The following is a 14,328-nucleotide window of genomic DNA, read 5'->3' as shown; positions in this document are numbered from 1 at the left end:
GATATTTAGCCCTCTCGAAAGCCATTGTATTTTAGATATATCAAGAATATATTAATCAGCCTTATGACTTGATGTGTCTACGGATGGATTATGAAAATTAAAATAAAAACATGCTTGATGATGTATGGCGTTTTAGCTCCACTATTTAGTTATGCTGCTTTTGATCCCGTCTCCTGGCAATTAACCCCCGCGACTAACCCAGTAACAATTCAAGCCGGTCAGCATGCTCCAGCTGTTTATACCCTGACAAGCAATTTGCCTTTTCCAGTGGTGATCTACACGATGATTCAATCTTCAGGATCCCCATTGAGTTATAACGATCAATGTAACCTAAGGACACTAACTCGAGGCACTAGTTGTAATATCCATCTGTCTTTTGATCCAACAACGGCGGTAGTATCAACCTTTCAACTTGTCTACCAATATAATCGAAATGTTATCTTCGTACCGGCATTGACTGCGATAGCATCGCCATTAACTTATTTGCTAAGTGGAAAAATTACAGGTTTGCCCCTATCAATCAATTATCCAGGTGCTGCGGTCCCCTTTACTGTTACCTATACCAATAACGGCACAACCGGATTAACTAATTGTTTCTTAGGGGATGCCGCGGGAAATAATCAGCTAATACTTGAACCCAATTCAGTTGGCCAGGGAGAAATGCAAGTACTTTCTTCAAATTGCGGTACCGTAAATAGCCCTATTGCTTTAGCGCCGCAATCTTCTGCTAGCAATAGTTGTGTAGTGAACGCACAATTTAAACCGACCAGAGTTGGTGCTGTTACCATTGGGTCTTTACTAACTTGTCATGAGACTTCAGCTAACCCGACCTTCGACTCAACAGTTGCAGGCTCTACCGCCAGCTTAGTAGGAAACTTCTCAGAGCCAAACCCATTTCCCAGCACATTCTTTACTAATCAGGCACCCTTTGTTGCAGTACAATTTAGCAATACCGGTAGTGTGCCGCTAACTAATTGCATAGCAGGAACTGCTGGGGGTCTAAACGAATTAACTATTTCGCCGCAATCAGCTGCTACAGTAACCACCAATCAGCCTACTGTAGGGACCTGTGGTATACCAGGCTCACCTGTTACCCTCAATCCCGATGCCCCACCCTGTGTGGTTTATGGGCAATTAACTAATTTACAAAGTACAAGCAGCGCAACCCTCGCTGCACAAGTCACTTGTGATCAAGCGACTGCCTCAACCCAAAAGACTTTTGCAATTCAAGCACAAAGTGGCGGCTGTACTTCTGCGAGTGTCGTGGCAACCCTACCTTTGCCAACAAGCACCTATTTATACGCAGATAATATGGTCACCTTTCAAGTAACCAATACCTGTGCTACAGATGCTATAAACTTAGGTACCGTTGGGATTACAGCAACAACTGGAAATGCAACTGTTACTGGAACCCCAGCTCAGCCACCAGCAACCTACGATAAGTGCTCAAATACAAGCTTAGCGGCTGGTCAAAGCTGCACCATCACGGCCTCAATAATACCAAGCCCACCAATTAACCCGAGTGGGTTGACAGTGACAGCTTCTGTGCCAACTGGAGGCGTTGCGCCGGCGACAGGAAGTACAACGGCTACGACCGTGCAATCTAATAATCAACCTAGCCATCATGTCGTCTTTGTCAATCAATGTCCCTTTGATGTCTGGTATGGTATAGCCAATGGTGGTAACAATAATTGTCCAGGCCAAAATTGCCAAACAATCGATCCTAATTTATTGACCTTCCCTGCTGGCGCACCAGCAAGTGCTTATCATCTCTCAGCCCAAACTGCAGGAGTTGCTCCTTCAACCATTGATCTTTCCCTAAGCAGTTATCAGAATGGCTCATTTTGGCCCAGAACAGGTTGCACCATGCAAAATGGTCAATTTAATTGTGCTACAGGGACCTGTCAAACTAAGCCCGGTAGTGCAACCTGCCTTTCGCCCTTAGATGGTGGAACAGGGCCTGTTCAACCACAAAGCCCCTTTACTAAGTTTGAGGCAACTATGCTCAGCACGCCTGGTGCGGATGGGGTTTATGATGTTTCTGTAATCAACGGCATGACTGTTCCCGTAGAGGTTAAGGCCTTTGGACCTACAACAGGTAACACCGCCGGTACAGTTTATAATTGTTCTGCCGCCGGTGCCTTGCTCCAGCCGGCTAGCAATAATGCCCTTGGAAATTGTTCTTGGAATTTTAACCCTGAAGCAACTATGCCAATTTCATCAATTAATAGCGATTTTTACTGGGTTACTCCCGGAGCAGATAACGCTTGTGCGGATGGCGTAAATTGCGGTATGTCATACAATAGCTATCCTCAATCTAATGGAAACTCGCCTGGGCCGGTTAATCGACGACAAGGAGGTTTTCTAGGGTTTAATCCCTTGGTCAATGATGCGGCTTACATTGCCAACGCTCAATGGGGATCCAGGAATTTATTCGCACTCTATGGCATGGGTAAAGAAATTGCTGGGCAATCAAGTAGCAGTAATTACGGCACAACGCTGGTAAGTGGAACTAATATTGTTTTACCAGGGAACCAATATCCAGCCTATGATGTCTTGCTGTCTATCCCAGGTATAACCAACAATGGCTCGCTTAATTCCTGCTATCAAACTGGAAATACCTTCTTTGCTCATTGCGGAGGCTGTTTCGATTGGAACCTGACCCTACCTTCTGAGTCCTGCGGAAATGGCAGTCCAAATTATCAGCCTGGTTGGAATTTAGATTGGACTACCCATTCAATCTCTGCAACAGTTGGTAACTATACGCCTTTCCAAGCCATTGCCTGGTTGAAACAGGCCTGCCCAACTGCCTATTCATACCAGTTTGATGATCCCTCATCATCATTCCAATGCAATCAGGATAATGGCACGCCATTGACTACCAGCTATCAGGTTACCTTCTGCCCAGGCGGTGTTTCTGGTTTACCTGCTGGGGCGACTGAAGGGCGCAGTATTACTCCTTCCTAGACGAGTTTAGTATCAAAGCGCATTTGATATGCGCTTTGATACTAAAACGATGGCAAACACTCCTCCTCTCATTCCTTCATTGCCAATAAGTATCCGCTCCCAAAGACGTACGTCATGTCGAACGTAGAGAGACATCTCCTAAGTGTAGCACTGTGCTAATCCCGGAGATCCCTCACTATGTTCGGGATGACGAGGTCTTTATCGGTTTTGCCCTTATTCATTCCAATACAATCAGGATAATGGCACGCTATTGACTACCAGCTATCAGGTTACCTTCTGCCCAGGCGGTGTTTCTGGTTTACCTGCTGGGGCGACTGAAGGGCACAGTATTACTCCTTCCTAGACGAGTTTAGTATCAAAGCGCATTTGATATGCGCTTTGATACTAAAACGATGGCAAACACTCCTCCTCTCATTCCTTCATTGCGAATATAAATATCCGCTCCCAAGGACGTACGTCATGTCGAACGTAGAGAGACATCTCCTAAGTGTGGCGCTGTGCTAATCCCGGAGATCCCTCACTATGTTCGGGATGACGAGGTCTTTATCGATGTTTGCCCTTAAGAGGCTGGGGCGCAAAAGACCCTATTTTAATTTTGTTTTTACGCCAGACTCGTGCCTTGCAACAGCAGAGATATGTCGGGTTATAAAGCAAGATATTCTGCAAACTAACAAGTGTCAAACGCATTAGATCACCTCATTACGAAAAATCTTAAAACTGAAAATAACTTTAGAGATTGTCATGCGGCTCATGAGAGAAACTACGTGGTAATCCTGATGCAGGCATTTTGCAATCTTGTGAAAGCGACTTAGATTTTGAAGCGGGAGTCCCCTTAAATCCTGAACAAATGAATGTGTTAGTTCAAGAGACCTTAATGTCTGCTCTGGTAGCTACAGATGGATTAGTAAAGGCCAAACATCTTAGTTATGACCCGAGCAAAAGACCAGAACTGACTGCTGAGAGAGTTTTAAAAGATAATATGCTTCCTTTGGATAATGCACGAACCTTAAGAGGCCGCGGCCCCTGGGTATCTGAGGTAAAAACTAATTATCAGTTAGCTTACGAAACCGGTCTTGTCAAATGATATAAAAGGGAAGTTATTAGATATAGCAAGTGAACAGAATACTGAGGAATTAACTCCCTCGGCCAATTGGAGATAAAAAATACTAATAGGTCCCCCCCTCCCCCTCACTGCCATTAAGTCAAGGACGCCACCTCAAAACCGTTCGGGCTGAGGAGGCCTTTACGCCGTCTCAAAGCCTCTCATTGTAACGCTTCGAGACGTGAGAAAAAGGTGCCCGAAGGGCGGATGAGAAACTAATAATTCGAAGGGCTTCGTCTCTAGCCTCTTTATCTATTAATAAACTAAAGACAGTTTAGCTCATAGTTAAATTGACGACGTCCTTAAAGGAGATCATGGTTTTCTCTACCTTAGTACTTTCCTCCAGTTTCCACTGAATTAATTGCTCAAAATAAGGTCTGTCCAATTCTGCTGCATAAGTTTTTGCCAAGTGCTGGTACAGCTCTATTTCTTTTTTGCGGTTCTTACCAGGGTCGCCCTTGGGTGAACGAGTTCGAGGATAGCCATAACCTGTCTTGGGATCGACCCCATGAGGTATGATGCCATGTTGATAAACGTAAAGTAGAGTGAGCTGATTAGAGAGGCAAACCTTTTTTTCTAAGCAGGCTATGAATGGTTGAATATAAGGAAGTGAGTCATTAACATTTTGGGGCATGAACGCAAATAAAGATCGAACCACTATACCATCGTCAATTTTTAGGAATTCATCGGGCGAGAGTAGTTTTGATTTTTTAAGTTTTTTTACTAGGTAACTGAGCAAGATCTTTGATTTAGTTTCAGAATCTAGAGCCAGGTTTCTCAGTGTTGAAATAATACAATCTCTTGGCTCTTTTTCTGGCGAGCTAAAAAACAAAGGGAGCTCAATCGAGTTAAAAAAGCCACGGGGCGCCATTAAATAGCCTTCACTGCTTTTAACTCGCACATCAATCCCTTTGCACATCCAAGCAAATTCGAAAAAAAACTCCTTCGCTTGTGCTTTATTATTAGTCCAAAAAATTAGCTCGATATTGTGTTTTTCTTGTAAAAGAGAATGAATAGCCATTGTCAATTTATCAGTTAAATCACAAAAGGATAAATCAATAGCTAGATAGGATTTGGATATTATGTCCCTTCTTAAACTTGATAAAACCCCCGCAGGATTGGGTGATAAAGAAAGGTCCAAAAAATTACGGCGAGCTAATTTATCGCTTTTATTAATTAAAATAGCTTCAGTAGAAAGTTGGCGATAAACAAACACGTCTCTCTCGCTTGCTCGATTAATCTGGATTTTTTCACGTTGATATCCAATTCGTCTAGCCATAGAATCGTTAACTAAAACATCGGAAACTCCAGAGAGAATTAGATAATTAATACCAGCAAGTTTTGCTTTTTTTAATATCTCTAGTGATGTGAATCCAGTTTGTACTTCAGCGGTCAGCGAACCGGAAAGAACTAAAATAGTCTTATTCGTTTCCTGCCTAATATATCCTTGCTCAACACACTCAGAAACGACCTGATCAAGCTGCTGTAAATTCCCTTCAATAAAGTGACACTGTCCCTGATAACCCATAGACGCGTCTATGATATTTTGAGTATTGAAATCGAAGCCAACAAAACTAAGATTGTTTGAATTAGCCCCAAATTGAGTTTCTAGTTGCTTTAACAATTGTCCATTGCCACAGCCCCCATCAATAATAGTGATATGTTCTTGTTTATTTTTATTAAAGATAGCTCTCAGCGAACTTATAATATCTGTGTGAATTTTTTCATAGGTAGAGAATAAACTGCTGACTTGATAAACCTCCTGCATGGAAAATTTTTGCCAAGCGTATACCGATCTATCTATGCTTTTAAAAGCATCTACTGTTGCTCCATTGGCCTCTAGCAATAACTTAGCTAAAGCTGTGGAATCTTCCACATGATGGGTCTTTTTTGTGCCATCTTGATAATGTATATATAAAAAAGCGTCTTTCTTGTCCCTTACATTAGTACATAATCGTAGTTTTTTAATGGGCTTACTACCAACTGATAGTTCGGGATTCTTTAATTCAATGTATTGAAAAGTTGGAGGTAAACTCCCATAAAAATCATCAGCCTTTGTTGACTTAATTTGCTTTTGAAGCTCATGTTCTAATTTCGTCAGCATCTTTTTTCTCAAATTATTTGGGTCGCTGAACTTAGCAAAAAATTATTAATAGTAGCTTAAGGATAAAGTCGAAAATGGAATGCCTTATTCCAGCTTGGAATGATAGGATGATTCCCGTTACTTAGGAGCATATTCTATGACAATAGCCTTAATATCATTTGCCAATTGCAAGGGCAAGATTGGCGAAGAAAAATAAGCCTGAACTTTTACCTCTGGATTTAATAATAAAATATCTAAGCCATGAGAATTGGGATTAGATGAAACTGCAGTATGCAATTGTTTTTGAAGAGCTCTGATTTCATCGATTGTGGCCCTTGCCCCAATAAAATTAGCATGAAAGGATTTAACAAAATGATTTATTTTTTCAATAGAATCTCGAGCAGGATCGACTGAAATAAATAGAACCCTAGGTATTTTGTTTTCACTAAAATCTTTTTCTAATATTCCATAAGTTTTTTTTAAGGTTTGCAGGGTTGTCGGACAAATCATGGGGCAGTTTGTAAAACCGAAAAACACCAGTGTCCACTGCCCTTTGAGTTTATCTTTTGTAAGAGTTTTGCCAACATTATCTATCAATTTAAAATCATCAATCGGCCCCGGATTTTTGATATATATTCCACTGATTTTAATGTTCCCAGGTGGAGCAAGCGCTGCGAAATAGAGAATTAGTGCAAAAATCACACTTAAATCAATAAGAATAATAGTTAGTAACTTTCTCTTTTTTTTAAGAAATGATTGAAATTGCAAAATTTTTAGTCAAAGATGCTATTATTGTATTAAAAATATAAAAGGCATACAGGGATATGTATAGTGATTTTTTTCAAGGAGCTGATTTATCTGCCAATCAGTTTGAAGGAGTTTATGATCTTCGCTTAGTCTTACTATCCTATCTGGTCGCTGTTTTTGCATCCTATATAGCACTGGATTTAACTGGCCGATTAAGGGATCGCTCGAATAGCCCAACGATTAGTTTAATATGGCTAATTGGTGGGGCAATCGCCATGGGAGCTGGTATTTGGTCTATGCATTTTATCGGCATGTTATCGTTCAGTATCCCCGGTTTAAATCTCCAATATGATTTATTCTGGACTGCTGTTTCCCTCGTCGTAGCTATAGCAGCCTCAGGTTTTGCATTACTTTTATTAAGAAAATCCATTATTAATGTCATCCACTTAATTTCCGGTGGCTTAATTCTTGGACTAGCGATTGCGTCTATGCACTATACCGGCATGGCAGCACTAATCTATTCATTAAATATCCGCTTCCTACCTGGTTTATTTTTCCTCTCTGTTATTGTCGCGATTATTGCATCTGGGGCTGCAATTTGGTTCGCATTAAAATCAAATGCCGTAGTTTTGCGCTTACGTAACCGGATCAAAGTCTTAAGTGCGATTATTATGGGATTAGGTATTTCGGGGATGCATTACACAGGGATGGCTGCTTCCATATTTACGCCGCTTTGCCAACCAGTTCTTGTCAATGAGCCAGCGATAATTGATCCCTCTGTCTTAGCCATTACTATTGCAGCGGTTACTTTCGTCATATTGGCCATAGCTTTTTTTGCTTCAAGTTATAAAGAGTCACTTAACCAGGAACAATTTGAAAAAGCACGCGCCTTAGGAATCGCCGAAATTTCCGCTAGTGTTTTGCATAATGTTGGAAACGTTTTAAATAGTATCAATGTTTCTGTACAATCCATGACAGAACAGCTAACAGGATCACCCCTGCAAAAATTGCAAAAACTATCTAGCTTATTGAAAGAAAACAAGCCTAATTTAGGAGAGTTCGTTAGCAGCGATCCTCGAGGTATTCATATAGTAGATTTTATTGATGAACTGGCCGTTTGTTTGCAGAAAGAGCAAGAACTATTGATAAACGAACTGCAAGATTCTCATAAAAATATAGGTCTAATTAAAAATATTATTGCCACTCAACAAGATGTAACAAAAGTAAAAGCGATTGATCAAGTTGTATCAATTAAAGAGTTACTAGATGAAGTATTGCTCTTATCTGGAATCGATCAAGAACAAACTATTACAGTGAATAAAAATTATGGTGAAATTCATCCAATCCTAATTGAAAGGGTCAAGTTAATTCAAATTTTATCTAATTTGATTAACAATGCAAAAGATGCATTATTAGACTCTACAAATGCAAATAAACAACTAAATATCTCAACGTCGATAACGTCTAAAGGCAAAATAGCGATAGTAATTTCAGACAATGGAACAGGAATTACTCGCGCAAATTTAAACAAAATTTTTATCTTTGGATATACCACAAAAAAATCAGGACACGGCTTTGGCCTCCATGCTACTGCAATAGCAATCAATGAATTAGGTGGAGAAATTAGGGTCGATTCGGAAGGAAAAGATAAGGGCGCTGTTTTTACTATCTACTTACCGTATAAAAAGATAAATCCCTTAGCAAATCTATAGGAGTAAAGCGATGAATGCAGATGTGGCTATGGATAGGAATAACAACTTTCGAATACTCATAATTGATGATAACCCGTCCATACATTTGGACTTTAAGAAAATATTACTAACAGAGCGTTCATCTAAAAAACTAGATCGATTAGATTCGATAATATTTGGCAATGAAGCAGAGACTGCTAGTCTGGAATTACCCTCCTTCCAAATTGATTACGCATCGCAGGGCAAGGATGGCATTTCGCAAATTGAAAACGCTTTAAACGATGGCACCCCTTACACACTTGCCTTTGTTGATATTCGAATGCCTCCCGGTTTAGATGGTATTGAAACCATAAAAAAAATATGGGCCTTGGATAAGGAGATCCAAATTGTTATTTGCACTGCTTATTCCGATTATACCTGGGAAGAAACAGTAGGAAATCTCGGGGTGACCGACAGTTTACTTATCTTAAAAAAACCTTTTGATTCAATTGCGGTACGTCAATTCGCCTGTGCTCTCACAAAAAAATGGCAATTAATGCAAGAAGCAAAAGCGCACACTGAGCGATTAGAAACGACTATCAAAGACCGAACTGATGCCTTACAAAAAACACTTATAACCTTGGAGTATCAAGCTAAACACGATTATTTAACCTTATTACCTAATCGGGCTTTTTTAACTGAATCAATAAGGCAAGAAATAGCCAGAGCCTCTCGGGCCAACACCATGTTCTCCCTTTTCTTTATCGATCTCGATCGCTTTAAATTAATTAATGATAGTCTGAGTCATGAAGCGGGAGATGAATTGCTAAAAATTATATCCGAGAGATTAAAGAAAATAACACGAACAGAAGATACTGTTGGACGTTTGGGAGGTGATGAATTCATTCTTGTTGCAGTCACTCCTTCTATACAGGCCCCAGAAAATACCTCATTGATTGCATCCAAAATATTAAATGCAATTAGTTCTGAAAGTATAAAAATTGCTAAAAAGGATATGCTAGTCACTGCAAGTATTGGTATCAGCCTTTATCCAACTCATGGTGAAACGGTAGAAGCCTTGCTAAGTGCGGCCGACTTGGCTATGTATCGTGCTAAAGAATTGGGCGGTAATCAATTTCAAATTTATAACAATGAATTACAAAGAAACTGTCAATCCCGCTTTGAACACGAGTCAGATTTGCGGCGCGCTTTGATCGAAAATGAGTTTTTCTTGGAATATCAACCGCAATATGATTCTCAATCTAAGCAAGTTGTTGCTGTGGAGGCTCTGGTTCGTTGGCATCATCCTCAACTTGGCCGGATATTACCCATGGATTTTATACCTATTGCAGAAGAAACCGGGCTGATTGTACCGCTTGGTGAGTGGGTTATTAGAACAGCTTGTGCTCAAAATAAAGCCTGGCAAGAGCAAGGAATTCCTCCTTTTCGTGTAGCAGTTAACATAGCTACCAAGCAATTCATTCAACCCAATTTTATTGCAATGATTAAGTCAATTTTAGAGGAAACTAAACTAGACTCAAAATATCTAGAGGTTGAAGTTACTGAAAACGTAATTATCAATTCGCTGCATTTAATCGAAACAATAAGGGAACTGAAAGATTTTGGAGTCACCATTGTCCTTGATGATTTTGGAACAGGTCAATCAGGATTAAATTATTTACATAACTTACCTATCAATCAAATAAAAATCGATAAATCGTTTATTCACAATATTAGCTCTAATCCCAATGATGAAGTAATTATCCAGGCCATTCTGGGAATGGCAAAAGGTTTAGATCTGGATGTTATTGCAGAAGGAATAGAAAACCAATCTCAATTAGATTATTTAGAAGCGCAAAGCTGTTATCGATTCCAGGGTTACTTTTTTAGTAAACCCTTACTTCCTGAGCAGTTAGAAAAAATATTCAAATCAGAAAATATGAATCAGGATAATAAGGGGAGCTCCGCCCTATAACCCAACCCGTCATCCAGAGCGTAGCGAAGGATCTCCTAAGTGTGGCACTGTGCTAATCCCGGAGATCCTTCGCTACGTTCCCAAAGACGTACGTCATGTCGAACGTAGAGAGACATCTCCTGAGTGTGACACTGTGCTAATCCCGGAGATCTTTTGCTACGTTCCCAAAGACGTACGTCATGTCGAACGTAGAGAGACATCTCCTGAGTGTGACACTGTGCTAATCCCGGAGATCTTTTGCTACGTTCCCAAAGACGTACGTCATGTCGAACGTAGAGAGACATCTCCTGAGTGTGGCACTGTGCTAATCCCGGAAGATCCCTCACTACGCTCGGGATGACGAGGTCTTTATCGATGTTTGCCCCAAAGGGGCTGGGGCTCTCTGGATGACGGGCTGTATTAGGGTACTGGGAGGGTGACCTTAGATAAATTACTCTTATTTTTCAGCCTAGACCTAGCAGTTTGTGCACCTTGACTCCCAATAAAGACAAGGTATGCTAATCTCACTTTTCGAATTTCGAGCAGGTAAATGACAGTATCTCGTAGCGAAGTTGTTTATGGTTTTCAATTTATACTTGGTCGCCCACCAGAGTCTGAAAAAACGATTATTGAACACATGGAATGCGCAGATTTACAACAACTCAAGCAAAGACTCTTGAATTCCCAAGAATATCAATTGAAATCCGCAACCCACCCCTCAGACTTTCCACCACTGTCTTATGCGCCCCCCGTTAACCTTAATTCAAAATATCTAGCAAAAATCAAAGGCATATGGGCAAAAAAAGGCCGGCAACCTAAGCAGGAACCTGAGCATCAACCAGCTTCATTAGCCTTCCAGCTACTACCTCTTAATCTACCCATTAATGATATTGAAATTAAAGTCACAGCAGAAACCCTGCAGGAATGCCTTGAGAAAATCAAGCAAACATGGTCGGCATTTGGCCAAGAACGCCCTTTCTGGTCAGTTATCACCTCTTCGGACTTTTTGCCGGAGAATATTGACAAGAAGGCAGAGCTATTTTGGCAAAGTGGTAAAACGGAATGGCAGGTTATTAAAACTATTGCAGAGCGCCATAATTTTGCAATTACCCCAAGTCTCACTGCTGTCGAGTTCGGGTGCGGCGTAGGGCGTGTCACAACCGAAATGGCACAGCACCTCAAAACCGTACATGGCTATGATATTTCTGCGAATCATTTATCCATTGCTGCTGAGCGCGCAAAATCCTTAGGTCTCACAAACTTAGTACTCCATGAGCTTATGTCTGCTAAGGATCTCTTACAGAAATTAACTAGTTGTGATCTTTTTTATTCTTGTCTAGTTTTTCAACACAATCCGCCACCAATCATTAATGAACTAGTCAAACTTGCTCTCGATAGTCTAAATCCAGGTGGACTGGCAATATTTCAGGTACCCACATATATTTCCGGCTATTCGTTTAAAGCACGCGCCTGGATAGACGGGTCTAATCATGCCGATATGGGAATGCATCCAATACCTCAACATAGAATATTCGAGATTGCTAAGAACCTAAACTGCGAGATACTTGAAGTTCGTGAAGATAACTGTACTGGTGATCTAACACGATTTATTTCAAATACTTTTGTTATTCGTAAGATGAAGTAGTAATAGGTTATCCCCATCCTGAATTCCCGCGGCTTGACCGCAGGATCTATGGGCTCGATGAAGTGATGGCCTAAAGCGTAGATGACAGAGGGGGTAGCTGGTCTCTCTCTTTATTCCCTCGCCCCCTGGGGGAGAGGGGATATTTTTAAGTGCCATTTGACTTAGCAGCCCAGCCTACACTCACTATCAGAGAACAGTCGCATTTAACTCAATATAATCCAGTGCCTTATCAATTTCTGTTTCATCAAATACTTTAATACCATTTTCGGTTAGCAACTGAGCAGTGATCCCCATCCCTTCCACTAGTTTTTTGGAATGAGTGCCATCATAAACTTGTTTAGAGCCGCATGATGGACTCCGTGCTTTGAGGATAGCGCAGCAAACATGATTTTTTTGGGCTAATTTCAAGGCTTTTTCAGCACCAGACCTATATTCCTGGCTTACATCCTCACCATTTATTGTAAGAACCTTTGCTTGAAAATTTAATACCGCTTCGGCATTGGCATTAGGCTCGATTTCAGAAGGAGGTCTGGGAGTTGGCAAACCACCAGCCATTTCAGGGCAAATTGCAATGACCCATCCATTTTTTATATAGTTCTGTAAGCGTAGATTGGATTGCAAGCAGTCTTTACCGTCATAACGTACTTTCTCGCCAACTAAGCAGGCACTCATTAAGATCTTTTTTGTCATTTAAATCACTCTTATCCCGAACTGACGTTTTTAATGAATATTTTTATGCTAGCACAAGCGTAACAATAGATGGGAGTATCTTCATTCGACACTCTATTGCTATTTACAAGTTCAACGAAAGAGGATATCTTGAAAAATATAAACGCTTTTCAAGAGGAATAAACATGTCAAGCACCCATGGAGGTCGTCGAGAAGGTTCTGGGCGGCATAAAGGCGAAGAGGTTAAATTAGTGCGAGTCCCTTTATCTAAAGTAGATGCGGTACTTGCTGTGCGAGATTCTGACTATCATCACACAATACCTTTATATTCAAGCAAGGTTGCAGCGGGCTATCCATCACCTGCCGATGACTCTCTAAAAGACAGCATTAATTTACAGGAGTTTTTAGTTAGAAAACCAAGTAAAACCTTTGCTGTTAATGCAACTGGCGACTCGATGATTGATGCCGGAATCAAATCTGGAGATATGTTAATTGTAGATAGTAGCCAACCAGGGAAAAGCGGTCAGATTGTCATTGCTGTTGTTAATGGGGAGCTAACCGTTAAATTTTTATCGATTAGAGCCAATCTAATCTATCTGCTTCCAGCAAACCCATCTTTTTCACCTATTGAGGTATCTGAAGAGGCTGACTTTAGGATTTTAGGGGTCGTGATTCACGTCATTCATACAATATAACTTCCCTTTTTAAACAATCAGTTAAAAGCAAGATTTTTATCCTGAGTGGATTCCTATTGTCTGAAATTTGTAGATTTAACGTAATAGGTCACCCCTATCCCGAATTCCCGCGGTCAAGCCGTGGGAATTCAATACTGGGGTGGGTGCTGACTTATTACGATTTAACCTTTTTAAGAGAGAACGGAATGTCAAAATTAATTAAACGTATTTTACTTGTTGAAGACGAGCTTGAATCACAACTAATGATTGATTTGCTACTGAATCAATATCAATGCCAGGTTGACGTAGTAAGTGATGGGCTAGCAGCTTTACAAAAGGCGTGCACCCTACCCTATGACTGTATTTTAATGGATTTAGGCTTACCAAAATTAAACGGCATCCAAACCTTTATAACCATCAAAAAAATATTAACAGCTCGTTCCATCACTATACCGCCAGTGATTGCACTGACTGAATATATTAATCACTCCCTCATTGAGCAATGCTTTGACTTAGGTATGGCGAGCATTCTATTTAAACCCTTAAAAGAACATCATATCAACCGATTATTCTCTCGGTTACAACAATTAGAGCAACGAAAGAAGACCCTAACTATGGTTTCCAAAGACTGGCAGTCGGGGGATTCAATGCCAAGCCTAGCTAAGCCGAATAGTAAGCCCTTAGAAGGTCACAATGTATTTTATTAGCCGTTATTCACTATATAATCGATGATATTTCTAACCTTAAAGCGCTTTAACTTAACTGACGTTAACTTATGATAGACCTACATTTTTTGCCAGCATCAATCTCTGATATA

Annotated in this window: 10 protein-coding genes; 7 read left to right on the top strand and 3 right to left on the bottom strand. The window is 40.5% G+C overall.

Features of this window, described 5'->3' with window-relative positions; all coding sequences use genetic code 11:
- Positions 1 to 90 precede the first annotated feature (90 nt).
- Both BN1094_RS07055 and BN1094_RS07050 read left to right on the top strand, forming a co-directional pair.
- A complete protein-coding gene (locus tag BN1094_RS07055) occupies positions 91 to 2,967 on the top strand; it encodes a thaumatin family protein (RefSeq protein WP_043873556.1) in 2,877 nt (958 codons plus the stop codon).
- A 787-nt stretch (positions 2,968 to 3,754) separates the two neighbouring features.
- The gene (locus BN1094_RS07050) at positions 3,755 to 4,051 is read left to right on the top strand and encodes a hypothetical protein (protein WP_043873555.1); all 297 of its coding nucleotides are present in this window, start codon (positions 3,755 to 3,757) and stop codon (positions 4,049 to 4,051) included.
- A gap of 292 nt (positions 4,052 to 4,343) precedes the next feature.
- On the opposite strand, the gene BN1094_RS07045 is transcribed toward BN1094_RS07050, so the two are convergent.
- Both BN1094_RS07045 and BN1094_RS07040 read right to left on the bottom strand, forming a co-directional pair.
- Positions 4,344 to 6,173 carry a hypothetical protein gene (locus BN1094_RS07045; RefSeq protein ID WP_043873554.1) on the bottom strand — a complete coding sequence of 610 codons (1,830 nt, stop codon included), beginning with the start codon at positions 6,171 to 6,173 and terminating at the stop codon, positions 4,344 to 4,346.
- A 117-nt stretch (positions 6,174 to 6,290) separates the two neighbouring features.
- Positions 6,291 to 6,920 (bottom strand): SCO family protein, encoded by a 630-nt coding sequence (locus BN1094_RS07040; RefSeq protein ID WP_176695265.1) that lies wholly within the window; start codon positions 6,918 to 6,920, stop codon positions 6,291 to 6,293.
- Positions 6,921 to 6,976: 56 nt separating this feature from the next.
- Between BN1094_RS07040 and BN1094_RS18795 the strand changes: the two genes are divergently transcribed.
- From BN1094_RS18795 to BN1094_RS07020, 3 genes are all read left to right on the top strand, one after another.
- A complete protein-coding gene (locus BN1094_RS18795; protein WP_052403176.1) occupies positions 6,977 to 8,611 on the top strand; it encodes an MHYT domain-containing protein in 1,635 nt (544 codons plus the stop codon).
- A gap of 10 nt (positions 8,612 to 8,621) precedes the next feature.
- Positions 8,622 to 10,544 carry a GGDEF and EAL domain-containing protein gene (locus tag BN1094_RS07025; RefSeq protein WP_043873552.1) on the top strand — a complete coding sequence of 641 codons (1,923 nt, stop codon included), beginning with the start codon at positions 8,622 to 8,624 and terminating at the stop codon, positions 10,542 to 10,544.
- Between the two features lie 529 nt (positions 10,545 to 11,073).
- Positions 11,074 to 12,168, top strand: a complete 1,095-nt coding sequence (locus BN1094_RS07020; protein WP_043873551.1) for a class I SAM-dependent methyltransferase — start codon at positions 11,074 to 11,076, stop codon at positions 12,166 to 12,168.
- Positions 12,169 to 12,354: 186 nt separating this feature from the next.
- On the opposite strand, the gene BN1094_RS07015 is transcribed toward BN1094_RS07020, so the two are convergent.
- Positions 12,355 to 12,858 (bottom strand): 2-thiouracil desulfurase family protein, encoded by a 504-nt coding sequence (locus BN1094_RS07015; protein WP_043873550.1) that lies wholly within the window; start codon positions 12,856 to 12,858, stop codon positions 12,355 to 12,357.
- A 164-nt stretch (positions 12,859 to 13,022) separates the two neighbouring features.
- On the opposite strand from BN1094_RS07015, the gene BN1094_RS07010 reads away from it, so the two are divergent.
- Together BN1094_RS07010 and BN1094_RS07005 are read left to right on the top strand one after the other, a co-directional pair.
- Complete coding sequence (locus BN1094_RS07010; RefSeq protein WP_043873549.1) at positions 13,023 to 13,532, top strand: LexA family protein; 510 nt, start codon at positions 13,023 to 13,025, stop codon at positions 13,530 to 13,532.
- Between the two features lie 185 nt (positions 13,533 to 13,717).
- Positions 13,718 to 14,218: a response regulator gene (locus tag BN1094_RS07005; protein ID WP_043873548.1), complete on the top strand. Its 501-nt coding sequence runs from the start codon at positions 13,718 to 13,720 to the stop codon at positions 14,216 to 14,218.
- Positions 14,219 to 14,328: the final 110 nt, after the last annotated feature.

Origin of the sequence: Legionella massiliensis (genome assembly GCF_000756815.1) — a bacterium.
GTDB classification, from domain to species: Bacteria; Pseudomonadota; Gammaproteobacteria; order Legionellales; family Legionellaceae; genus Tatlockia; species Tatlockia massiliensis.
Note: the sequence above shows the minus strand (reverse complement) of the source record. Positions and strands in the feature narration are given on the sequence as shown.

Bases quoted from the DNA above. Each gene is read 5' to 3' on its own strand.
- BN1094_RS07025 (WP_043873552.1), top strand. From the start codon at position 8,622: ATGAATGCAGATGTGGCTATGGATAGGAATAACAACTTTCGAATACTC.
- BN1094_RS07055 (WP_043873556.1), top strand. From the start codon at position 91: ATGAAAATTAAAATAAAAACATGCTTGATGATGTATGGCGTTTTAGCT.
- BN1094_RS07005 (WP_043873548.1), top strand. From the start codon at position 13,718: ATGTCAAAATTAATTAAACGTATTTTACTTGTTGAAGACGAGCTTGAA.
- BN1094_RS18795 (WP_052403176.1), top strand. From the start codon at position 6,977: ATGTATAGTGATTTTTTTCAAGGAGCTGATTTATCTGCCAATCAGTTT.
- BN1094_RS07020 (WP_043873551.1), top strand. From the start codon at position 11,074: ATGACAGTATCTCGTAGCGAAGTTGTTTATGGTTTTCAATTTATACTT.
- BN1094_RS07045 (WP_043873554.1), bottom strand. From the start codon at position 6,173: ATGCTGACGAAATTAGAACATGAGCTTCAAAAGCAAATTAAGTCAACA.
- BN1094_RS07015 (WP_043873550.1), bottom strand. From the start codon at position 12,858: ATGACAAAAAAGATCTTAATGAGTGCCTGCTTAGTTGGCGAGAAAGTA.
- BN1094_RS07010 (WP_043873549.1), top strand. From the start codon at position 13,023: ATGTCAAGCACCCATGGAGGTCGTCGAGAAGGTTCTGGGCGGCATAAA.